Here is a 22,483-nt window from a genome sequence, read left to right as displayed (position 1 = left end):
TGTTCTGATGGATCACTCTTTTACTTTATGGAATTTGCTTCATTTCTAATTTATGAAAAAACTATTTTCTAGATTGCCGTTTTACATTCGGTTTCACTTACTCCTTGCTGGACTTGGGATTGTCTTTCTGACGATTTATAGAGTCGCTTTTTTGACAATGTATTCTTACAGAATTCAAGACAAATCTGTTTGGATCATTTTAAAGGCATTCGTAAAAGGTGCCAGATTTGATATTTCCGTATTATGTGTGTTACTTGGTTTTAGTTTGCTCTATTCCAGTTTACATTTCCTAAACAGAAATCGAGTTTACCGAACGGTTTGGCGAACACTGCCCGTTGTCTTCATCATCCTTTTGCTTTTCCTACTCATTGCAGATCTAATCTATTATGAAAATGGAAACAAACACTTAGGTTATGAAGCCTTCGCTTACCTTGGATTTGAAATGTTACCACTTGTGGGTTCTGCTTTTTCTCAGAATCCTCTTTTGTTTTTGGTAGGGCTTCTTGCTATTTTGGGGATTGGTTTTGGAATTTATAAAATCCAATCCAAGTTTCCTTATTCGCATTTGAATTTACATTACAAATGGGCCGCCCTTCAATTCCTAGTGGTACTTGCCCTTCTGGTTCTGGGAATTCGTGGGGGAATCCAAACAAGTCCTCTTCGAACCAGTGATGCCATCATTACAAAAGAAACCATCATCAATGATTTGGTGCTCAACCCAGGTTTTACTGTGATTACCGATCTGAAGATGACAAAGGTGGATGACCGCCACTTTATGAAGTTAAGCGAGGCGAGCGCACTTGTAAGAGAAGAGGTGGCTTATCCAGGAGCAAACTTTGTCAGTGAGGAATACCCTCTCCTTCGTAAAACAACGGTATCTACTTCTAAACCTTTGCCTCATATCGTAGTCATTGTTCTTGAAGGTTGGACAGGTAAGTTCATTGATATCATTGGTACGGGAAAAGTAGAAGGGAAAGTGGTCACACCTTACTTCAACCAACTGATTCGCCAAGGGATGTTTTTTAAAAACTTCTTTGCGAGTGGGGGAAGGACTACCAATGGGCTTATGGCTCTCATGGGTGGAATTCCTGACAGGCCAGGTTTAACTGCTGTTCGCACACCACAAATTTTAAACCGGTTTTCTGGGTTAGGGAATATTGCCAAAACGATTGGGTATGAAACTTTATTTGTAACAGGAACCGATCTTAGTTTTAATAATAAAGGAAGTATCATGTACCACTGGGGATTTGATACACTTCTGGGTAAAAATGAGTTAGAAAAAAATCCCGAATACAAAACGGGTCCTTGGAGTTATTTAGATGAAGCCTCGCTCGATGCTATGCACCAGAAACTTCTTCTTGTAAAATCAGAAAAACCCATTGTATCGGTCATTCATACCGGAACCACTCATTACCCATACAAAGTGCCTGATGAAAAGTATCGTTTGTTTGGAAAAGAAACAGAAGATAGCGAATACTTAAATGTCCTCCATTATGCGGATTTTGCATTGAATGAATATATGGAAAAAGCCAAAAAAGCTCCTTATTTTAAGGATACAATTTTCTTTTTTGTTTCCGACCATAGCCACCATCGGTTCCTGAATTATTACGAGGATAGAAATGTTCCGCTTCTCATTTACGCTCCCGGAAAAATCAAACCAGAGCTCAGAGAGGATATTACTTCACAATTGGATTTGATTCCAACTATCCTTGGGTTTATGGAACGAGAAGTTTACTTTAGTGTGATGGGGCGAGACTTACGAAAAGTAAAAGGTTCGTCTGCCTATTTTGCTTACGGAAATATCTTTGGGTGGATCGAAGATGACTTTTTATACTATCAATCGGTATCTGGTGGACAGGGAGAAACTAAAACCATAAAACCACCGTTTGTTGACATTGGTCTCTGCTATCAGGATATCAACCTATGTAAAAAACATGGGGATAAAACCAAGGCCTATCTAAACCTGGGAGACGAACTCCTGAAGTCGAACAAATTGTTCCCTTCGGAGTCCGCTTTGAAAGAAATATCTAATACCAAGTATTAGATATATTACTGAGATCAAAGAAAGTCTTTCGTTTGAGAATGATCCAAGCCAAGGATACAAACGAGAGACTGGTGAGTGGGATGGCAAAGATTTCAATATTAGGTATATTGGAATAAAGAAGAGCAGAAACAAAGGCAATGATAAATAGCACATTCCTTACCACTTCAGTCCTTCTTGACCATCGTTTCATTTCCATAGTTCGATCAATGGAGAATAAACTAAAAACGATCACAACAGATAAAATCCCAAGTGTTGTCATATCTTGTTCTAAATTGATTTTTGCTACCTTCCAAATCACAAGACCCACTCCCATAAGAACCGCCGCTTGTAGTGCCACATAAACCATAACTCCCATGGGTGGTTTGGGATCGTATTTCACTACCTTAGTAGGTTCTGGGGCTTCGTCCGCTGGAGTGATGAGGTAATTAGGTTTCCAACCGGGAGGTCCAAAGATGGTTTTAAAAACGTCACCAAGGGATTTACATTCCAAAACTTGTAAGAACATATCTTTAAACACATGTAAGTTGACGGTAATTGGGTTGAATGAGTTTACGGGTTTTGTAAGTCCATAGATAGGTTCTTCGGTCTCCCATTCAAAGGATTTAAACATTCTATCCCAAATGATAAAGATTCCACCGTGGTTACGGTCGATGTATTTTTTTTGGATTCCATGGTGGACTCTATGGTTCGAAGGAGTCACCATAAAATGTTCTAAAAATCCTAACTTCCCAACAAAACGAGTGTGCACTACGAATTGGTAAACTTTGAGAATTCGGTGGGCTAGTAAAAACATTTCCCAAGGAATTCCGAGTAGAGCCATTGAGAAAAAGTAAATATATTCAAATATTCTTTGTAACCCATTCCCGCGAAATGCTACTGATAAGTTCATTTCTTGTGTGGAGTGGTGAGTGACATGTGTTGCCCAAAACAAGTTGATTTCATGGCAATGTCTGTGGAACCAGTAATAGATAAAATCTGCAAAGACAACAGCAAAGGTCCAAGCTCCGAGGGCAGGCCAGTTCACAGAAAAACTTGGTGAAAATCGAAATGGACTTTCTAATGGAAAGAAATGGAAACCAAGTGCTGAAAGCGAAAAGTTTGTTTCTATTTTGTCATAAACATACAAAGCTCCGAGTAGAATCACCACTCCAATGAGCGCAAAAATGACACCAGTACTCACATCAGCAATGAGAACGTTCAATCGGTAGTATTGTTTTCCCTTGATATAGGAAACAAAGATCTCGATTCCTATCAGTGCGACCATGACGATAAAGGCATATTCCATAAAGGCGTCGCTATTCATTCGTATATTTTCCTCACTAGATACTAGGCTTTTGAATCACAGTGTGTAAGTCAATGTCCATTTAGATACAGTAATTTCTGTCAGTTTGGTTTTCGGATTCAATTTTAGGCTTGTTCCCATTGAGGATCTCGGTTATCACTTAAAGAAGCCCTGGAAATCCTTGTCCCGAGAGGGGGCACCGAAAAGATTGGCTAAAGGTGGAAAGTCCAAACAAATGAAAGAGGAAATACCGGTTCTCAAAGGGAAAACCAAAAAAGAACTAGAAGAATTATGTGTTTCCTTGGGTCTGGAAAAATACCGAGCGGCACAAATTTATACCGGAATCTATAAGAGTCGTTATACGAACTTAGACCAGTTCACCACACTTTCCAAAGAAGTCCGCGAAAAATTAAAACAACATACTTTATACCCTGAAATCGAAATCGGTAGGGACCTAGCTTCCAAAGAAGACGGAACTAGAAAGTTTACTTTCTATGTGGGAGAAAATAAGGAAATCGAAGCCGTTTGGATTCCTTCTGGAGACGGCGGTCGTAAAACCATTTGTATCTCCTCTCAAATTGGATGTACCCTCAACTGTAAGTTTTGTGCGACTGGACTTTTGGAATACAAAGGGAACCTTCACACTTGGCAAATCCTCGACCAAATTTTGCAGGTGGAGCGCCTCGTAGGCGACCGGGCTACTAATATTGTGTTTATGGGAATGGGGGAGCCGATGCACAATTATTTTTCCGTGATGAAGGCTGCTCATATCCTCCGAGACCAAGATGGGTTTGGGCTTGGTGCTCTTCGGATTACCATTTCGACGGCCGGTGTGACAACCGGGATCAATCGTTTTATCGAAAACAAAGAACCATTTAACTTTGCTATTTCTCTAAATCATCCCAACCCCAATGCCCGATCTTCTGTGATGGATGTGAACGACAAACATCCGTTAGAGAAACTGATCGACTCCGCGAAACGATTTACTAAGGAACTGGATCGCGCCATAACTTTTGAATATGTAATGATCCCTGATGTCAATATGGGTCGTGACAATGCAGAACGGCTCGCAAAAATCGCCCGCTCAGTGAACAAATGCAAAATCAATGTGATCCCGCTCAATACAGATTTTACGGGTTGGCGAAGACCCACTGATGACGAAGTAAAAGAATTTGTCATGCATCTCAAAGCAAAAACAACAGCTCCCATTCTCAATCGCAGAAGTCCCGGTCGGGACATCAATGGCGCTTGTGGAATGTTAGCACTAAAAGGAATTCGAAGTGAAACACGGTAAATGGATCTTAGCTCTTGCGTTGACATTCGCATTTGCAAACTGCCAAGATATAGTGGAAAAAAAATGCCAAGCAGCATGTGAGGTATTTGTTTCCTGTACTGAGGAAGAATTAAAACTTACCTTAGCTCCAGATGTCAAACGTACTGGTCGAATCCAGTGTATGGACGGATGTACCACTCATAATAGCGACATCTTACAGTGTTATGACCAAGAACCCAATTCCTGCAAAGGATTTGGACAATGCTTAAGACAAATTGGTACTTTGGAATGAAAGAATCCCTTACCCCATCCGAAAGAATTTTTTACAGAATTCTATTACTTATTGCGTCAATTCCCATTTTGTTCACTCTTCCTTTGGATGTGATTGATATTGATAGCGCGCAGTATGCTGGAATTGGTCGCGAACTTGTATTATCCAATGATTTTTTTACACTCATTGATAATGGAAGAAGATACCTGGACAAACCGATTCTTACGTTTTGGACTATAGCCACTTCTTTTTCTTTATTCGGAATTAATAATATAGCGTTTCGTATCCCTGCGATTCTAATTACTTTACTTTCCGTTTTTTCCATTTACCGAATCACCATCTTAACTGGTGGAAAAGAAAGACAAGGATACTTAGCATCTTTTGCTTACCTACTAGCTCCAGGGGTTTATGCTATGGTGGTAGACCCGAAGATTGATGTGTATCTAACAGCTTACTTAGTTTTTACATATCATTTCTATTATTTAGGAAGGAAAAAAAATCCAAACTACTTCTATCTAATGTATCTGATGATGTCTATGGGTTTTATCACCAAAGGACCAATTTCTGTTTTTATTCCTGCGATCTCCATTGGCGGGGATATTTTATTTCGTAGAGATTGGAAGTTACTTTTGTCGATGCGAATTCCTACTGGAATTTTTGTCCTAGTGTCCCTTCCTGCTTTCTGGTGTTATTTTCTTTATCAAAGTTTTAATTCATACGGACCTGTTTTTTTTATATGGATCCAATCTTTCGGCCGGTTTTACCGAGATATGTATGATATCAACTTTGATCCATTTTACTTTTATAAATCCTTTTCTTGGGCATTTTTTAGTGGGTTACTGCCCCTCATCGTATACATTTCTTACCGTTTTTACCAATATGTAAAATCATTTGGTTGGAAAGAAATCCTGAGAAAGATTCGTGCAAACGAATACAAAGAAATCGACTTTGTCATTCCATTCTGGGTATTTCTTTTTCTATTCTTAATTTCATTTTCTCGTTACCCACTCCCACAATATACTTATTGGATTTTACCTGGAGCTGCTCTATACTTTGGGAAAATCATGGAGGAAAGTTTGTTCCGTTCCAATGTGGAAAGACTTCGTCCTTCTTTTCTCATCGCAGGTCTTGTGTATTTGGTTGGATACTTTCTCATCCCTATATTTGTGGCTGAAGTCGGTATCCTTTATTATGTATTTGGTGTCATAGGAATTCTATTTATCATGTTGTCGGCGCAGCTCATCCCTCTTGAAATTCTTGTCACTCTTGTGGGTGCCACTTTGTTTTTCAGCGCCATTAGTTTAGAGTTTTATCCACTTCTCACAAGTTACCAACCATCCAAAGAATTTGGAGTCAAAATCAAAGAACTGGAACCAAACGAACCAGTTGTATATACATTTTGGATGTCCAATTCCAAACGTTCTTATGGATTTTATGCCGAACGAAATTTTCGAAATGTATACGATAAGGATAAATTGGACAGACTTTGGTCCGAAAAACCAGAAAGGCTCCTCATCCTACCATCCGAAAAACTAACCCAATTGCAGGAAATGGCGGGACCAGGATACCAAATTGAGCCGGTTCTCGAGAGGGAATCCTTTAAAGTGGCCACACCTACAGTCGGTTTCTTGAAAAAAGAGACTAGGAGCCTTGTCACAAAGAAAATTTCTTTGGTTTGGCTAAAAAAAATTCAGGGGAAATCTTCTAAAAATTCGAAAGTATAACTAGGCTAAATTGTGTAAGTCTGGTTTTTAGGGCCCTTCGATGTCAATCAGGGCCTTTTTTTTTGCCTTAAATCTCTTTTCTTTCTACTTTCCCTGAACTTTTCTTCCTGTCTGAACAATGTTTCAAATTGTACCAAAAATACGCTTTGAACTGGAAATTTATTTCAAGAAGTTCTTTCCAATACCATCAAATCTTTTGGAATGCACGTCACATACGGTTGTATATGAAAAGTTTAAAATACATTTTGGGTCTCTATACCTTTCTCTCCATTTTGGTTTTGTCGGTCCTTGTCTCGGCGCTCATCCTGTATTTGAACTGGGCACTTTTGGTGAAGGTATACCGAGGGGAAATGGAAAATGCCGGAAAAAGTGCAGGTGCCGAACTTTCTAATTACTACAAATCACAACTCCGGATTGCCGGACTTCTTTCCAAACAAAGAGAGATCATAGAATCCTTTCAAACGGGCAAGGCAGAATTTGCAACGAATCTTCTGGTTGGGATTATGGAAGATGCCAAAGGCGAATACGAAAATATATTTTTATCAGTACCGGTCCAAAACGCCAAAATATTTGCAGCAGGAATTCCGAGATCTATCGGATACCAATTAGAAGAGGATAAAACAGGAGACCATGTTGTTGTGGCGCTCAAAAAAGAGTTTTTGATTGGTTCTGTCCAAGAATCACCTATCACTGGTTTGCCGGTAAGTCTTGTTTCTTTTCCGATTGAAGATAAAGGAAAACTTGTAGGTATTCTGTGGATTGCATTGAATTTAGAACAAGTTTCTAAAAGAATGGGGGAAGGTATCCATGTAGGAGCCAATGGTTATATCACAGCCATCACAACCAAGGGAGTGGTTTTTGCAGGTCCAGACAAATCGAAAATTCTAAAATTAGATTTAAGTAAAATTCCAGAAGGCCGCCCCATTTTGGAAGCGAAAGACGGGGCTTATTTCGAATATACTGAAAATGGAAAAGACTATGCTTTTCTCATCAAACGATTGGAAGAGTGGAATACCATCATTGGTGTTGTACTTCCCAAATCCGATATGAATTCTGGATTCATCCAAGTTGCCATCATCGCTGTCGTTGTTGTTATTTTGATTACCGCTTTTGTTGTCCTTGGAATCTTTCGGTTCTTACGAAAACGACTTTTGCCTTTAGAAAATTCGGTTCTGATTTTAGATAAAATGGCTAAGGGAGATTTAACGGAAAGTTTGACCCTAACCAACGATGATGAAATCGGAAGGATGAATTTAGCTTTGAATGGATTCATTACCAGCATTCGTAGTTCTCTGGGTGAAATCCAAAAGGTTACCGAAGAGATCGCATCCTCATCCGAAAGTTTAAGAGAATCCTCTGCTAGTTTTTCTGATATGGCGCAAGGGACAGCCGCATCATCAGAAGAAATCTCTGCCACTACAGAAGAGGTTGTCGCGAGTATGGAAACAACCGCTGTATCCACTTCCAAACAACACAATAATATCTTAGAGTTTAATCAAAAGATTATGGAACTTTCCAAAGGTGCCATCCAAATTGAAAAAGATACCAAGGCTGCACTTGCCAATACAGAGAACATTACCAAACAAGCCAAACTAGGTGGTGAGTCTTTGAACCAGATGAAAGAAGTCATCGGTGTCATTTTGGAATCATCTTCTGAAATGAAAGAAGTCATTGGCATCATTGATGAAATCTCAGAACAAACTAGTTTACTCGCACTGAATGCAGCCATCGAAGCTGCGAGAGCTGGAGAAGCTGGGCGTGGGTTTGCCATCGTTGCCGAGGAGATTTCCAAACTTTCTGACAAAACAGCCCATTCCATCCAAGCCATAGAGGATATGATTGGGAAGAATAGTAAGGAATTGGAGGAGGGAGCAAAAGGCATTCGCTCTTCTGTGGAACTCCTCAATCTCATCATCAGGGACATTGCAGAAGTGGAAAGTGTAATGAAACGCCTTTCTGAGGCTACCAATTCCCAGTTGAGTTACAACCAAGAGGTGGATGAGCGCTCAGCTGAGGTGGGTCGTGAGTCTGAATCCATCAGAGGGGCCATAGAAGAGCAGAAAAGGGCCATCCAACAGATTTCTGAATCAGTCCTTGGGATCAATAACGAAACCATGCACATTGCTTCTGGTTCTGATTTGGTGGCTTCTTCCTCTAAAAACCTCTCTCATGCAGCAGACACTTTACGTTCGATCACAAAACGATTCACGATCTCGCATCATTGATTTGTTTTGATCGCGCCTTAGGTCTTTTGTAAAACTAAGGCCTACATGGATCAATTCGACGTTTTCTTAAATAAAATAACTGTTGTTTGGTGGTTTGGTCAAGTTAATTGAGACTCGGTTTCAATAAGAAAAGTTCATTAAAAATTTCGGATTATGTCTCTTTTAATGTTTTTTCGCAACCAAAACCCTTACATACTTGCTTTTTTTCTGATTTTACCTTTCCTTGTCAGAAGACAGTGTAAACGGATTCAGGAAATCTGCGAATGAATATAAAAATACTCAAGATCTCTGTGCCTATCGTTGCAATTGCAGCACTAGCATATTTGATTTTTTCACCTAGCCGTTATGTGGGCTATTCACCCGACCAGCCCATCCCCTTCAACCATAAGATACATGCCGGCGATAACAAAATCGACTGTAAGTATTGCCATACTGGTGTTGAAAATTCGGCCCATGCCACAGTTCCCCCAAGTTCCACTTGTATGAACTGCCATGGAGCAGGTAACGTAGCGGGCAACCAAGAACATGTTAAATGGCTCAAAGAACAATACGACAGTAACACTCCGGTGTCCTGGGTAAAGGTCCATGACCAACCAGACTTTGTATTCTTCAACCACTCAAGACACGTACAACGTGGTGTTGATTGTTCCACATGCCACGGTAACATGGCAGAGATGGTAAAGGTTAGACAGTCCAAGTCCCTCAATATGGGATTTTGTGTTGATTGCCATAGAGAGAACAATGCTCCTAACGATTGTTCTACGTGCCACAGATAATCGGGAGACAAGTAATAATTTATGATGAAAGACGATAGTTTCCAAAAAGAAAAAAAATCGCTTTGGCAATCTTATGAACTTCGCGGAACTTCTCGCGAACGTGAATTGCAAAAGCAAGAGTTCTATAAATCTCCAGATCCCCTGATTGCAAAAATCAAAAAGGGTGATTTCGATCGTAAAACATTCTTAAAGTTTATGGGTGCTTCCGTAGTGATGACTACTGTTGGTTGTATCCAAAAACCTGCTGAGAAAATTGTTCCTTATGTGAACCTCACCATTAAGAACCCAGACAATAACGAAGTAGAACAATATGACTTCGTAAAACATGGACATTCTTATCACTATGCATCAGTTTGCGGTGGATGTTCTGTTGGTTGCGGTGTTCTTGTAAAAGCAAAAGACGGACGACCTTTGAAACTCGAAGGAAATCCAAACCATCCTATTTCGGAAGGTGCTCTTTGTGCTTCAGGCCAAGCTTCTATTTTTGATCTTTATGATGCTGACCGTGCCAAAGAACCACAACAAGTGGTGAATGGATCAGCAAAGTCTAGCGACTGGTTCGTATTAGATAAGGATGTAAAAGAGAAACTAAATGCCAACAAAGGAAAAACCATTGTTGTCACAAATCCTCTTTCTTCTCCGGCAACGGGAGAGTTCATTTCTGAATTCTTAAAATCAGTTGGTGGTGGAAAACACATCGAAGTAGCATTCGCTTCTTCTGATGATGCGATCACTCTTGCTCAAGAGAAATCTTACGGAAAGGCAGTTTTACCAAACTACCATTTCGATAAAGCAAAAGTAATCCTTTCTATCGATAGTGACTTTTTAAATCACACAAACTACCACAATGACTTCTCTAAAAGAAGAGACTTACAAGATAAAACTGCTAAGACCTTCAATGCTTTCATTGCGGCAGAAACTCATCCGTCTATGACGGGTTCTAATGCAGACCAAAGAGTTCCAATCAAACCTGGTGACCAAAGAAAGTTTGCTCTTGTGATTGCAAAAGCTCTTTCTGATTTGGGAGTGGGTGGTGCTGTCGGTGTTTCTGGAATTAATGTAGAAACTTCTGCGGCAGAACTTGGAATTTCCAAAGAAGTGGTTTTACGCACAGCCAAAGCTCTTGCTTCTGCAAAAGGTGAGTCTATCATCGTTGCTGGCGGATCCAACACCCTCACTGAGGATGCTGTTGATCTTCAAATCGCAGTCAACATGCTAAACAGTATGCTTGGTAACGATGGAAAAACGATCGATGCTGGAAATCCTTTGAAAGAAGGACGTTCTAATTACGCAGAAAATTTAAAAACTCTCGCAAAAGACTTAAAAGAAAGAAAGGCTGGTGTGGTCATTCTTCTTGGTGTGAATCCAGTTTACGAAGCTCCGAATGGAGATGAGTGGAAAAAACTCCTTCATGAAGCAGCACAAGTAGTTCAAGTTTCTGACCGAGTGGATGAAACGGCACTTGCTTCTAACTGGCTTGCTCCTGTTTCTCACTTCCTTGAGTCTTGGGGAGATAACGAGTCTGTGGCGGGGATTGTTGCCATCCAACAACCTACCATTCGACCGATCTTCCAATCGAGAACTTTCGAAGACATGCTCATCACTTGGGCTGGTGGATCTCTCCTTGGTGCGAGTTCCCTCTACGAATACCTCAAAACAAAATACTCGAAAAAAACAAACTGGGAAGACTTACTCCGAAAAGGAGTTCTTGTTTCTGGAAATCCAAAAGCAGACAAAGCAGGTCGTTCTTTCAAAGGAACCATCGCACCGCTTGCGGCTTCTAAGTCGGGTTTAACTGTTTCTCTTTACGAAAGTTCTGCTCTCGGAACAGGTGAAAGAGCAAACAACTCCCAACTCCAAGAACTTCCAGATCCAGTATCAAAAGTAACTTGGGACAATTATGTTGCGATTAGCCCACAATACTCTCGTTCGTCGGGGATTAAATTGAATGACGTAGTCACAGTGACTGTGGGCGGAAAATCATTCGAACTTCCGGCACTTGTCCAACCAGGTCTTCATCCAGAAGCAGTGGGAATTGCTCTTGGATACGGAAGAACCAGTGTGGGTGAGATCGGTAACGGAGTGGGTAAAAATGCATCCATTCTTGCATCAGAAGTAAACGGATCTTTCGTATACTCTGGACTTTCGATCACTCTCTCTCCTACAGGAAAGAAATACAAACTCGCTACCACACAAGACCACCACATGATGAGTCCTGGTGTGATGATGGGTGTTGAGTGGAAAGAAAGACCTCTTATCATTTCCGCAAAACTCCAAGATTATGCAAAGAATCCAAGTGCAGGAATTCCTGAACCTGAGATTCCAAAAATCTTAATCGATGGAAAATTACAACGAGCACAAGGTGCGAATGCTCCTTCTGACCAACCAGGAAGCCAATTTGCATACCCAGGATACAAATGGGGTATGGCTGTGGATCTTACTTCTTGTTCTGGTTGTGGTGCTTGTGTTGTTGCATGTAATATTGAAAACAACGTGCCAATGGTAGGACGTGACGAAGTAAGAATGGGTCGTGAGATGCATTGGCTTCGTATTGACCGTTACTACATCGGTGATCCTGAAAAACCAGAATCACTTGAAATTGCGCACCAACCATTAATGTGCCAACATTGTGACAACGCTCCTTGTGAGACAGTTTGTCCAGTAGCTGCAACTGTTCACAGTTCGGAAGGAACCAATGATATGGTTTACAACCGTTGTGTGGGAACTCGTTACTGCTCAAACAACTGCCCTTACAAAGTGCGTCGTTTTAACTGGTTGGAACATTGGAATGAACACAACTTACTTGGAGAAGCAACACCTACCTTTAAGGCTCGCCCTCCAAGAAATCTTGGTCTGAACCCAGATGTCACCGTTCGTTCTCGTGGGGTTATGGAAAAATGTAACTTCTGTGCTTCTCGAGTTGCTGAGAAAAAAATCGCAGCGAAAAACGAAGGAAGAACTCTTCGAGATGGGGAAGTAAAAGCAGCATGTGAACAAACATGTTCTTCTAATTCCATTGTGTTCGGTAACGTAAACGATCCTGAATCAAAAGTAGCGAAGCTCTTGAAAGACCCTAGGTCTTACAAACTTCTGGAATACCTAAACATCGGACCTGCTGTCAACTATCTGACTCGTGTTCGAAACGACGTTTAACAGGGAGAACACAAGGGAATGTCATTAGCACAAGCAGTTCGAGATAAATTAGATATCCCCGACCTGGTAACAGGCGGGAAGTCGCTTAAAGATGTAACCGTTGATATCGCAAAACCAAACGAAGATTTTCCTACCAAACTTTGGTGGAATACTTTTCTTTTGGTTCTTACGATCACCCTGATCGACGTAGCCATCATTGGTTATTTGTTTTATGAAGGTCTTTACTTACTCGGGATCAATAACCCAGTAGGTTGGGGATTTTTCGTTGTTAACTTCGTATTCTGGATTGGTATCGGTCACGCAGGAACTTTGATTTCTGCGGTTCTATTCCTCTTCCGTCAAGGTTGGAGAACAGGGATTAACCGTGCCGCGGAAGCGATGACCATCTTTGCCGTACTCGTTGCGGCATCGAACCTCATCCTTCACGTTGGTCGTCCTTGGCTCGGGTTTTGGCTCTTTCCTTATCCAAACGAAAGAGGTCCACTTTGGGTGAACTTCCGTTCCCCACTGATTTGGGATACGTTTGCGGTATCAACTTACCTTTCCATCTCTATGGTGTTCTGGTATTTAGGACTCATTCCTGACTTAGCAACACTACGTGACCGTGCTACGGAAACTTGGAGAAAGAACTTATACAACGTTCTTGCTTTTGGTTGGGTAGGATCGGCAAGATCTTGGTCTCATTTGGAAATCGTTTCCATGATTCTCGCAGCTCTTTCCACTCCACTCGTTCTTTCGGTTCACACCATCGTATCTTTTGACTTCGCGGTTTCCATCCTTCCTGGTTGGCACACGACCATCTTCCCTCCATACTTTGTTGCCGGTGCGATTTTCTCCGGTTTCGCTATGGTGGTAACACTGATGGTCATTGCTCGTGAAGTATTCAATCTTAAGAACTACATCACCATGAAACACTTGGACAACATGAACAAGATTATGATGGTAACAGGTCTTATCGTAGGTCTTGCTTACGGAACAGAATTTTTCATCGCTTGGTATTCTGGAAACGAATACGAAGTGTTCGCATTCTGGAACAGAGCATTTGGTCCTTACGGTTGGGCGTACTTTATCATGATTTCTTGTAACGTATTGTCACCGCAAGTATTCTGGTTCCGCAAACTTCGTTACAATATCCCAGTGATGTTTGTGGCTTCCCTTGTGGTAAACGTGGGTATGTGGTTTGAACGATTTGTGATCATGATGACACTCAACCGAGACTTCTTACCGTCCAGTTGGGCGATGTATACACCAACTCTTTTCGACTATGCAATGTTAATCGGAACTTTCGGTATCTTCTTTACGCTCTTCCTTCTCTGGTGCCGAATTATGCCAGTGATTGCGATTGCTGAAGTAAAAACTGTGATGCCACAAAAAGAAGGAGCACACCACTAGTATGTATCTTCCAAAATTAGAACAGTTTCACAAATATAAAGAAATGGATGAAGGAGTTCTCGGAATTTTCGAGACTCCGGAAGCAATCATGCACGCGGCTGAGAAAGCCAAAGAAAAAGACTACAAAGGATTTGATTGTATCCTTCCTTATCCTGTTCACGGGATTGATGAAGCGATGGGAACTCCAAGATCTGGACTTCCTTGGGTCACTTTCTTTGCAGGTATCTTTGGATGCACGATTGGGATTTTATTTCAATATCTCACTCATGCCCATGACTGGCCTCTCAATATCTCTGGAAAATCTCTCAATGCATGGTTTGCCTATGTGCCAATCATCTTTGAATTAACTGTATTTTCTGCAGGGATTTACACTGTAGCTACACTATGTTTTCTAAGCGGTATTCCCAAAGCAACCCGTCGTATCCTTCATCCGGATTTGACATCACATAGGTTTGGTCTTTGGATTCCTAAATCTGCTAAAGGATATAACGAATCAGAAGTTGTTTCTTTCGTAAAAGGCCTTGGTGGATCGGAAGTAACCGTGGTAAAACCGGAGAACCAAAAATGAAACAAAACATCTTTCGAGTTTTAGCAGTGGCGGGACTCCTTGTTCTCGTGAATTGCGATTATAAAACTCCCGTTTATGAATACTTTCCTAGTATGTATGATTCTCCTGCACGTGAGTCGCAAGAAGCAGATTCTTTTGCGACCAACGGTTCTGCTTCCAGAATTCCACCCAAAGGTGCAATTCCTGTAGGTTACTTTCCGTATCCGTATGCAGCAGAAGCTACTCCTGACACTCTTCCTGGAGCAGACAAAGGATTAAAAAATCCAATCGCCAAAGCAAACTTAGGTGATTTAATGATTGGTGAAAAACGTTACCAAACTTATTGCACTCCATGTCATGGGGTACAAGGTTTAGGAAATGGAACAGTTGTAGGTCCTGCACCTAGGTTCCAACAATCACCTCCTTCTGTTGTTTCCGATAAGATCAAAGGTTGGTCCGATGGACAAATTTATCATATCATCACTATGGGTCGTGGACTTATGGGAAGTTATGCTTACCAAATCGAACCAGAAGACAGATGGAAGCTCATTGCTTACATAAGAAAACTTCAAGAATATGAAGTTCAAAATAAAAAGGCGAACTAGGGGAAACTATGAGCTCGACAAAAGCAGCTAAACTAGACGAAACATTACTGCAGTTCAAACTGCCGGCAACCGTTCGTAATGCCCTCATTGCCATGATCGGAGTGGGAGTGGTGAGTTTTCTCATCGCTTTCCTCGGTTTCGGTCATGAAACATCTCGTCACATGGACGAAGCAGGTCATTTCCATCACACTAACTTAGGTTACCATGTTTTACTCATTGGAACTTACTTTGTTGTGGGTCTTGCCATCACAGGAATTTTCTTTACAGCAATCCAACACTTAACTGGGTCTCATTGGTCTGTCACAGTTCGAAGACTTTTTGAAACTTACGGACTTTTCACTCCCATTGCAGGACTTCTCCTCATTGGTGTGATCTTTGGAATGCATGATCTTTATGAGTGGGCAGATGCTACTGTTCGTGAAAACGATCACCTCATCCACCACAAGTCTGGATACTTAAACCCAACGGCTTTTATCATTCGTTGTGTGCTTTTCATTGGTGTTTGGAGTATTTTTGCTTATATCTTTCATGGAAAATCAGTTGGCCAGGACAAAGATAAGGTTGTTGATACAACCAAAACTTTGGCAAAGATTTCTGGTGGGTTCATCCTTTTCTTTGCGTTGTCTTGGTGTTTTATGGCATTTGACCTTCTCATGTCACTCACTCCACACTGGTTCTCCACTATGTTTGGTGTTTATGCATTTGCAGGAGCTTTCCAAACATCCCTTGCTTCTTACTTGATTGTCATCGCAATCCTCAAGAAAAACGGATTCCTTGGCGAAGCAGTGAATGAAAACCATTACCATGACATTGCGAAATTCCTTTTAGGGATGACGACTTTCTGGGCTTATGTGGGTTTCTCACAGTTCATGCTCATTTGGTATGCAAACATTCCAGAAGAAACTTTCTTTTATGAAATGCGTATGACTGGTGGATGGGGTTATGCAACTCTCGCACTTCCATTTGTGAAGTTCGTGATTCCTTTTCTTCTCTTACTCAACCGTCCCAACAAACGAGACATCAACTTCCTTTGGAAAATTGCTACTTGGATTCTTGTGACTCAGTTCTTCGAACTTTTCTGGTTGGTATTCCCTGCAAACTTTGAAAAATTTTCGATCCTTCACTTCGTTCTAGCATTTGGTGGAACAGTGGGTGTGGTGGGAATTTTCGGTTTCTTTATCTTCAAGAAGTTGGAAAAACACAGCTTAGTTCCGGTGGGAGATCCTCGATTGAGTGAATGCCTCCACCACAACCAATAGGAGAATGGAATTGAAAAACAAAATTGTATTACTGATGATCATTGGTGCAAGTTTCACAGCTTGTTCCAAAAACGCGGAAGTAGTTTGGCATAAAAATTGTGATGCCAAAACGAATAAAGCAAGTTTGGATTTTACGGTTCCTCTGTATTCCGAAGCAGATTCTAACTCGAAAGTGGTGGAATTTGTTCCGACTGGAACTGTGGTAAAGGTATTTGGTTCTCGTAATCATAACGTATGGGCACCAAAGTACTTTATCAAAGTGCAAACGGCAAAAAACGAAGGTTATATGAGTCCTCGTTGTTTTGTTGTGAGCCAAAACCCAGAAAATAGTGTTTGGAGATATTCCAAAGGACTCGTAAAGGAATATAATCCTTTTTACAGCCCAACAGACAAAGAACACTATCCAAGAGGGTACGAGTATGGAAGTTTAAAGGATCTTCCAAAAGATAAGATCCCGCTTTCTGACCTAACAAAAGGTTTGGAAGAAGTTCCTTACGTAAACAAAAACATGCTCAAACAAAACTAAGAATTTTACTAAGATATGTTTGGTGGGTGAAAATTTCTACCGACTATTCGTAAAAAAGACCCAAGGGAAACCAAGGGTCTTTTTTTTTGTTTTTTCCATAGAGGACTTTTCTTTTGTGAATCTTATGAAAAAACTATAGAATCTTTAAGGATATAATTCTCTAATTCTTTTTCCAAGTGGCCCATTGGACTCGAGATTCCAGAGTTCCATTTGTTGCTAGAATGACCCAAGTATCGTTTCCAAAACCAATGGCTTTGTACGGATTGGGTGCAGTGGGGATTCTACTGGTCCAAAAAAGTCCATCGGTAGAACTCATAATCCGACTACCTGATCCGCCACTTGCGGATGCGATGAAGAGTCCGTTAGCATAATGCACTTCTTCCCAATAGCCATCATCATGCCCAGCGTAAGAGAACCAATCTACTCCATTCCATGATACTAAGATTTGACGGATCCCTGATCTAGCTACGGCGACAAAGACTCCCTTCCCAAAGGTAATAGAAGTTAAGTCGTCAACCAATCCTGGGGAGTGGTGTGTCGTCCAAGTGATCCCGTTATCTGAAGAGGTCGCAAGTTTACGGCTTCCTATTGAGACAGCAACCCAAATTCCATTTCCATAAATAAGGTCATTCCAGTCTTCTACGGAAGGAGAATTTATATTTGTCCAGGTAATTCCGTCTATGGATATCGCCCACGTGGTTCCCGTGGAGACTGCTATAAATTTTCCATTGGCAAATTTGACCGATGTATAATTTTCCTGTGTCATTATTCGATTTGTCCAAACGATTCCATCATGCGAAGTCATAAGTCTTTGTCCATTGTTAGAGACGACAACCCAGATTCCATTGCCATACGTGATGGAGCGCCATTGAGCATTAGCGGAAGCAGAATGAGGACTCCAGGATTTACCATCGGTTGATCGCATTACTTGGTTTGTTCCGTCAGAAGCTACCGCTACGAATTGACCATTTGCATATTGTAAGCCAAGCCACTCGTTTAATTCAGTGGCGGGTGCAGATTGGAATTCGGAGAGAGTGCAAAGTAAGGGATCATCTTCGCAAGTGCTTATCGCATTACTGAGAAGTATTATCTTAATTACGTCAGTTAAGCGACTGGTGTTTTGATTTGGATTGCAGTTGTAAGTAAAGATAAGGTAAACCAGGGAAATAAAATATAATTTCAGTGAAAGAATCGGTAATCTGATTTTTTGTTTGTCTAACATAGCTAACTGAATTTCTATTTTATGTTTTTTGTATTACAGTAAAAAAAATAGAATTAGAAGTTAGGTGAAGGGTTTATACCCAACTGTTTGTGCTTTTGTTTAGTATATTGGAGAAGAATAGTTGTTTGTCGGAAACATAAATACCTTAATGATCCAATAGTTCGTGAAAAAAGGATTTATGTTTCCTTGAGGGGAATTTATTTCTTTGTTGGAAAACCCCAGAACAAGTCTTTTACTTTTGAATTTCTTAGGGCAAGACCCACCCAAAGAAGAATTCCTACATAAACTGAAAATAGAGTATGGCTCCAAAGTGGATTTCCTACACGAAGATGAATCACCGCAGCGCCACCTAAATATCCTGTAAGTAAAAGGGCACCGAGGGCAGAAGTCTGCGGAATCGCATATAAGATGGTGATCACAAGAAGGATGGTTCCAATGGTTACAGAAAGAGAGACTGGTATACCTAACTCAACCATACTCTTTAATACAATTTCAAGTTCGGCAAGTTTGCCCCAAGCATCGAAGAGCAAAAAAGCAATCACAAGGCCACTTAAAACCCATCCCACCCAAAACGATGTTCGCGAACTTTTGATATCGTTCATACAATCTCCTATTTCCTTACCAATTGGTTTAGTCAGAAAAACAAATAGAATGGAATGTGATCAATAGAAATTTAAAATAAAAAATTTATGTTACTAGATTCCGCATGAAACTAAATCTTGAGCCGGCGTTGCCTACCTTTTGTTTTTACGTTTCTTGACATTCTCCTTTTTGTTGTTATACTCGCTCGCATGGGACAAAAACGAGCCATTGCTACCTCCGCATCCGAAGAAAGATTGGAAAAACTTTTAGAAGAAAGACTGATACCTGGATCCAACCAAGAATTTATTGATAAACGAATTTGGGATCTTTTTGGGGAAACATGGTGTGTGATGTTCACAGACCTTTCTGGATTTTCCCGTGGGGTTGCTAAATTTGGGATCATCCATTTTTTACAGACCATTTACGAGTCACAAAGAATCCTAATTCCTGTTCTGGATGAATTCGATGGAATTTTGATGAAAGACGAAGGAGATAGCCTTATGGTTCTTTTTCGTAATACCAACAAAGCAATTCAATGTGCCATCCACATGCAGAAGGCTTGTAAAAGATATAATGAAGGAAGAAGTGCAGAAGAACAGATTTTACTTTGTGTGGGACTTGGGTATGGAAAGATTTTAAAGATTGGAGATACAGACGTATTTGGATCTGAAGTCAACGCAGCATCAAAGTTAGGTGAGGATACTGCCAAAGCTTGGGAAATCCTCGTAACCAGTGCTGTCAAAGAAAATGCCGATGAAACTACTGATTTTGATTTTGAACCGATCACGGAAATCCCTCCTGGTTCTGATGGAGCTTACCGTTTGGTTTATACTTTGGAAGAATCGAAGTGGGTTGTGCTGTAGGTTTTAGTCCATAAATTCATAAATGGAACGGATTTCCCCGTTCGATTCAATGTAGGAATAAAGGTCTTGGAATTCTTTGTTTTGGCAAAGCGTTCCAGAGTCTCCAATGACAATTAAATGTGACTTGGCTCTGGTTAAGGCCACGTTCAAACGTTTGGGATTGAGTAAAAAACCTATTTCCCCATCTTGGTTGGACCGAACAAGGCTAAGGATTACAATTTCGGATTCTCTACCTTGGAAGGAGTCAATGGTTTGTGTAACCCAGTTTCCTTTAGATTCCTGAATCAGTTTTTCCACTTGTCCTCTGTAAGGTGAAATTACTGTTGTTTGATTTTTTTCGATTCCTAAGTTGAATAGTTTCGATACCAATTGGATTTCTGTATGATTGAAAAAACTAGGTTCTTCTCCTTCTGTTTCTTCTTCTGAATCACTTCCTGCAGTATCAATCCATAGGATAGGAGGATTCGAACCAAAAACTTCGGAAATGTTCGTATCCTTTGTCCAGGTAGCTTCGGGATGCGTGAGGATTTTACTTTCGTAATAGGTTTGGTTGGGAAATCCCAAGATTTCCGGTTTCATTCTAAATTGTTTTTCTAAAAAAATGATTCGTTCTCCAGAATCAAAAGCCACCGCTTTTTCCAGAAAGCTATGGACGGCTTCATGTTCCGGGTGGGAATAACTAGCACCAAGTTGTTTTGGGTCTCCAAAAAAAAATGTTTTTTTCCCAGAGTATAAAGCCATATAACATCCAGGATCTAAACTCTGTGTAGCTTCATCCACAAATACATAATCAAAAACTTTTCCTTTTGCCCATTCATTCCCAAAACCAGAAAAAGTGGATACGATCAGTTCCGCATCATCTAGTAATTTGGTTCGGATATTGGATTCTGCTTCCCTAATGGTAGATAGTAAAAATTTAGCTTCTTGTCTCAGTGCTTTTCTTTCTTCTCTTTCCTCTTTTCCAAAGTTACGTTTCCAAGAGTTTGTTTTCTTTTGGAGAACCTTTAGTTCTGTTTGCCAATTGTGAATTTGTTTTTGGTCAGGATGAGTTTGGATGAGGTGATCAATATGGTGTGGTAATACTTCATCTTTAATTTTGGTAGAGTTACCCAAACGAATGACTTTAATTCCTTTTTTTAGAGCAAGCTCTACGATATAATCACAAGCAAAATTAGTGGGGCAAAGTGTTAATACGGATTCTTTTCGTGCTTTGATTTCCAGGACAGCCCGCATGAGTAAGCTGGTTTTCCCAGTTCCTGGTGGACCAAAGATGACACCGTAATCATTCATTTGAAAGATTCTGTCTAGAGGTGATTGGTTTATCATGGATTTGGGAGGGGTTGGTTTTTCACCGAGTCCAAAACCTAAAATCCAATTTAATTTTTTATGAGAATCACTACTGTTATCGGTCAATACTTTGGTAATGATATCGTTATACAAATCATAAGTTGACTCTTGGAACCATTTTGAAATTTGGAACTCACTCTCTTCCCATTCGTAATCTCCTCGAATTTGAACAGTGAGTGAAGTGTCTGATGCTTTATAGATATTTCCAAATATGGATTCCGTTTCGCATTTAAGGAGCACAGGAATCCCTGGTTTTAACCATTCTTTTGCTTTATTGGAAGGGGAAATTTGAAAGTCTGCTCTCCAGGTATTTCCTGCAACAAAACGTAAATCTTCCAATTCTGCAGTTTTGATGATTTTAGTATCGCCTGCTTTTTCTAAAAACAAAGAACGTTCATATTCACGTTCTTTTGTTAGAATCAATTTTACATTTAGAATTTCTTCTTTTAATGAACCAAACTCTTGTTTTATGGTTCTTCCCATTCAATGTTCTCCAAGGTTGTAAAAAAACCATTTCTAAGTAATGGTGCAAAGTCTATAAAGTCAGCAGCTTTTAAGTATAAGGAATCTTCAATGGAGTAGGCTTGGATGAGATTATTGGCAGCTTCTTCTAACTTTCCTAACCTACAATGTGCCCTTGCTAAGATAATGAGTGTTTCTGGATCAATTTCTTTACAGTATTCAATATGAGTTCTGATAGAAGTCAGTGCATTTTCTTGATCTTCTGCTTCCAAGTAACAAAGTGCCAAAAGATCATAGTAAAGAAATTCCTCGGGCTCCACCATTTTGAGAGATTTTTTTAAAGAGGCAAGAGCTGAGTTAAAATCTCCCCTTGAAAAATACAAAGATCCAAGTTCGGCCCAAATGTCTTTTCTATCAATTCCTCGACCATTACTTAAGTGTTCCTGAGAAAGAGCTTTTTTCAAAACTCCAATGGCTTCCTCGGAACGTTCCATATCTTTTAGAAGAGAAGCAAGGAGTAGGTAATTTTCTAAATAGGAAGGAAATTGGAGAATACTTTTTTGGAGTAAAACCTTGGCCGATTTAAATTTCTTTAATTTAATCAGATAACGAGAGTATACTGTGATACTTAAGGGATGCGAAGGGTAATGTTGGATGATATCCTGAAAGAGAGTTTCTGTTTCTTTGGGGTTTCCTACTGCATACAAACACCAAGCCTTTTTGGCTTTGATTTTGATGAGAGAAGATTCATTCGTTGTATGCGACTCACTTTCTGCATAAACGTTAAAGGCCCGCGTGAATTCCTTTTCCTCTTCCAGGAGTTTCGCTTCACGGATTAAGGAAAAAAAAGAACTCATTCGGTGTTTTTTACTTCAGAAAATAAGGGATTCGCCGATGGGTAGAATAGGGAGTAAAGATTGTAAAAGGAGG

At 40.4% G+C, this 22,483-nt stretch carries 18 protein-coding genes; 13 read left to right on the top strand and 5 right to left on the bottom strand.

The window, feature by feature from the left end:
• The first annotated feature begins 52 nt into the window (after positions 1-52).
• Positions 53-2,044, top strand: coding sequence for an LTA synthase family protein (locus tag CH361_RS08355; protein WP_100790355.1), 1,992 nt, complete (start codon positions 53-55; stop codon positions 2,042-2,044).
• On the opposite strand, the gene CH361_RS08350 is transcribed toward CH361_RS08355, so the two are convergent.
• A complete protein-coding gene (locus tag CH361_RS08350; protein WP_100790354.1) occupies positions 2,028-3,347 on the bottom strand; it encodes a sterol desaturase family protein in 1,320 nt (439 codons plus the stop codon). The genes CH361_RS08355 and CH361_RS08350 overlap by 17 nt on opposite strands.
• Positions 3,348-3,561: 214 nt before the next feature.
• Here CH361_RS08350 and rlmN point away from each other — a divergent pair, with 214 nt between their 5' ends.
• The 11 genes from rlmN to CH361_RS08295 all read left to right on the top strand — a co-directional run bounded on the left by rlmN (position 3,562) and on the right by CH361_RS08295 (position 17,077).
• Complete coding sequence (gene rlmN, locus CH361_RS08345; protein WP_100790524.1) at positions 3,562-4,620, top strand: 23S rRNA (adenine(2503)-C(2))-methyltransferase RlmN; 1,059 nt, start codon at positions 3,562-3,564, stop codon at positions 4,618-4,620.
• Positions 4,607-4,891: a Cys-rich protein gene (locus CH361_RS08340; RefSeq protein ID WP_100790353.1), complete on the top strand. Its 285-nt coding sequence runs from the start codon at positions 4,607-4,609 to the stop codon at positions 4,889-4,891. The genes rlmN and CH361_RS08340 overlap by 14 nt, the downstream gene beginning before the upstream one ends.
• Positions 4,888-6,594, top strand: a complete 1,707-nt coding sequence (locus CH361_RS08335) for an ArnT family glycosyltransferase (RefSeq protein ID WP_100790525.1) — start codon at positions 4,888-4,890, stop codon at positions 6,592-6,594. Before CH361_RS08340 ends, CH361_RS08335 begins: the two co-directional genes overlap by 4 nt.
• Positions 6,595-6,740: 146 nt before the next feature.
• Positions 6,741-8,819, top strand: coding sequence for a methyl-accepting chemotaxis protein (locus CH361_RS08330; RefSeq protein WP_244279709.1), 2,079 nt, complete (start codon positions 6,741-6,743; stop codon positions 8,817-8,819).
• A gap of 263 nt (positions 8,820-9,082) precedes the next feature.
• Positions 9,083-9,595 (top strand): cytochrome c3 family protein, encoded by a 513-nt coding sequence (locus CH361_RS08325; RefSeq protein ID WP_100790351.1) that lies wholly within the window; start codon positions 9,083-9,085, stop codon positions 9,593-9,595.
• A 24-nt stretch (positions 9,596-9,619) separates the two neighbouring features.
• Positions 9,620-12,748, top strand: a complete 3,129-nt coding sequence (locus CH361_RS08320) for a TAT-variant-translocated molybdopterin oxidoreductase (protein WP_208861417.1) — start codon at positions 9,620-9,622, stop codon at positions 12,746-12,748.
• An 18-nt stretch (positions 12,749-12,766) separates the two neighbouring features.
• Positions 12,767-14,140, top strand: coding sequence for an NrfD/PsrC family molybdoenzyme membrane anchor subunit (gene nrfD / locus CH361_RS08315; RefSeq protein WP_002974485.1), 1,374 nt, complete (start codon positions 12,767-12,769; stop codon positions 14,138-14,140).
• 1 nt (position 14,141) lies between these two features.
• On the top strand, positions 14,142-14,708 hold the full coding sequence (locus tag CH361_RS08310; RefSeq protein WP_100790349.1) for a DUF3341 domain-containing protein: 567 nt from the start codon (positions 14,142-14,144) through the stop codon (positions 14,706-14,708).
• Complete coding sequence (locus CH361_RS08305; RefSeq protein ID WP_100790348.1) at positions 14,705-15,292, top strand: c-type cytochrome; 588 nt, start codon at positions 14,705-14,707, stop codon at positions 15,290-15,292. Before CH361_RS08310 ends, CH361_RS08305 begins: the two co-directional genes overlap by 4 nt.
• A gap of 8 nt (positions 15,293-15,300) precedes the next feature.
• Positions 15,301-16,551, top strand: a complete 1,251-nt coding sequence (locus CH361_RS08300; RefSeq protein ID WP_100790347.1) for a hypothetical protein — start codon at positions 15,301-15,303, stop codon at positions 16,549-16,551.
• A 10-nt stretch (positions 16,552-16,561) separates the two neighbouring features.
• Complete coding sequence (locus tag CH361_RS08295) at positions 16,562-17,077, top strand: Lsa16 family lipoprotein adhesin (RefSeq protein WP_100790523.1); 516 nt, start codon at positions 16,562-16,564, stop codon at positions 17,075-17,077.
• 160 nt (positions 17,078-17,237) lie between these two features.
• Here the strand turns inward: CH361_RS08295 and CH361_RS08290 are convergent, their stop codons facing one another.
• Positions 17,238-18,299 carry a DUF6242 domain-containing protein gene (locus CH361_RS08290; protein ID WP_100790346.1) on the bottom strand — a complete coding sequence of 354 codons (1,062 nt, stop codon included), beginning with the start codon at positions 18,297-18,299 and terminating at the stop codon, positions 17,238-17,240.
• 197 nt (positions 18,300-18,496) lie between these two features.
• Positions 18,497-18,901 (bottom strand): DoxX family protein, encoded by a 405-nt coding sequence (locus tag CH361_RS08285; RefSeq protein ID WP_100790345.1) that lies wholly within the window; start codon positions 18,899-18,901, stop codon positions 18,497-18,499.
• Between the two features lie 189 nt (positions 18,902-19,090).
• Between CH361_RS08285 and CH361_RS08280 the strand changes: the two genes are divergently transcribed.
• On the top strand, positions 19,091-19,744 hold the full coding sequence (locus tag CH361_RS08280) for an adenylate/guanylate cyclase domain-containing protein (RefSeq protein WP_100790522.1): 654 nt from the start codon (positions 19,091-19,093) through the stop codon (positions 19,742-19,744).
• 3 nt (positions 19,745-19,747) lie between these two features.
• On the opposite strand, the gene CH361_RS08275 is transcribed toward CH361_RS08280, so the two are convergent.
• Together CH361_RS08275 and CH361_RS08270 are read right to left on the bottom strand one after the other, a co-directional pair.
• The gene (locus tag CH361_RS08275) at positions 19,748-21,574 is read right to left on the bottom strand and encodes an AAA domain-containing protein (RefSeq protein WP_100790344.1); all 1,827 of its coding nucleotides are present in this window, start codon (positions 21,572-21,574) and stop codon (positions 19,748-19,750) included.
• Entirely contained in the window at positions 21,559-22,410 is an 852-nt protein-coding gene (locus CH361_RS08270; RefSeq protein WP_100790343.1) for a tetratricopeptide repeat protein, read from the bottom strand. Before CH361_RS08270 ends, CH361_RS08275 begins: the two co-directional genes overlap by 16 nt.
• Between the last annotated feature and the right edge of the window lie 73 nt (positions 22,411-22,483).

This window comes from Leptospira brenneri (genome assembly GCF_002812125.1).
Lineage (GTDB): Bacteria > Spirochaetota > Leptospiria > Leptospirales > Leptospiraceae > Leptospira_A > Leptospira_A brenneri.
The sequence above is the reverse complement of the archived record's forward strand: the minus strand, read 5'-3'. Positions and strand labels throughout refer to the sequence as shown.

What these genes read in the sequence shown, in the direction of transcription:
- CH361_RS08355 (WP_100790355.1), top strand. Translation starts at nt 53, where the DNA reads ATGAAAAAACTATTTTCTAGATTGCCGTTTTACATTCGGTTTCACTTA.
- CH361_RS08350 (WP_100790354.1), bottom strand. Translation starts at nt 3,347, where the DNA reads ATGAATAGCGACGCCTTTATGGAATATGCCTTTATCGTCATGGTCGCA.
- rlmN (WP_100790524.1), top strand. Translation starts at nt 3,562, where the DNA reads ATGAAAGAGGAAATACCGGTTCTCAAAGGGAAAACCAAAAAAGAACTA.
- CH361_RS08335 (WP_100790525.1), top strand. Translation starts at nt 4,888, where the DNA reads ATGAAAGAATCCCTTACCCCATCCGAAAGAATTTTTTACAGAATTCTA.
- CH361_RS08325 (WP_100790351.1), top strand. Translation starts at nt 9,083, where the DNA reads ATGAATATAAAAATACTCAAGATCTCTGTGCCTATCGTTGCAATTGCA.
- CH361_RS08320 (WP_208861417.1), top strand. Translation starts at nt 9,620, where the DNA reads ATGAAAGACGATAGTTTCCAAAAAGAAAAAAAATCGCTTTGGCAATCT.
- nrfD (WP_002974485.1), top strand. Translation starts at nt 12,767, where the DNA reads ATGTCATTAGCACAAGCAGTTCGAGATAAATTAGATATCCCCGACCTG.
- CH361_RS08310 (WP_100790349.1), top strand. Translation starts at nt 14,142, where the DNA reads ATGTATCTTCCAAAATTAGAACAGTTTCACAAATATAAAGAAATGGAT.
- CH361_RS08305 (WP_100790348.1), top strand. Translation starts at nt 14,705, where the DNA reads ATGAAACAAAACATCTTTCGAGTTTTAGCAGTGGCGGGACTCCTTGTT.
- CH361_RS08300 (WP_100790347.1), top strand. Translation starts at nt 15,301, where the DNA reads ATGAGCTCGACAAAAGCAGCTAAACTAGACGAAACATTACTGCAGTTC.
- CH361_RS08290 (WP_100790346.1), bottom strand. Translation starts at nt 18,299, where the DNA reads ATGTTAGACAAACAAAAAATCAGATTACCGATTCTTTCACTGAAATTA.
- CH361_RS08285 (WP_100790345.1), bottom strand. Translation starts at nt 18,901, where the DNA reads ATGAACGATATCAAAAGTTCGCGAACATCGTTTTGGGTGGGATGGGTT.
- CH361_RS08280 (WP_100790522.1), top strand. Translation starts at nt 19,091, where the DNA reads ATGGGACAAAAACGAGCCATTGCTACCTCCGCATCCGAAGAAAGATTG.
- CH361_RS08275 (WP_100790344.1), bottom strand. Translation starts at nt 21,574, where the DNA reads ATGGGAAGAACCATAAAACAAGAGTTTGGTTCATTAAAAGAAGAAATT.
- CH361_RS08270 (WP_100790343.1), bottom strand. Translation starts at nt 22,410, where the DNA reads ATGAGTTCTTTTTTTTCCTTAATCCGTGAAGCGAAACTCCTGGAAGAG.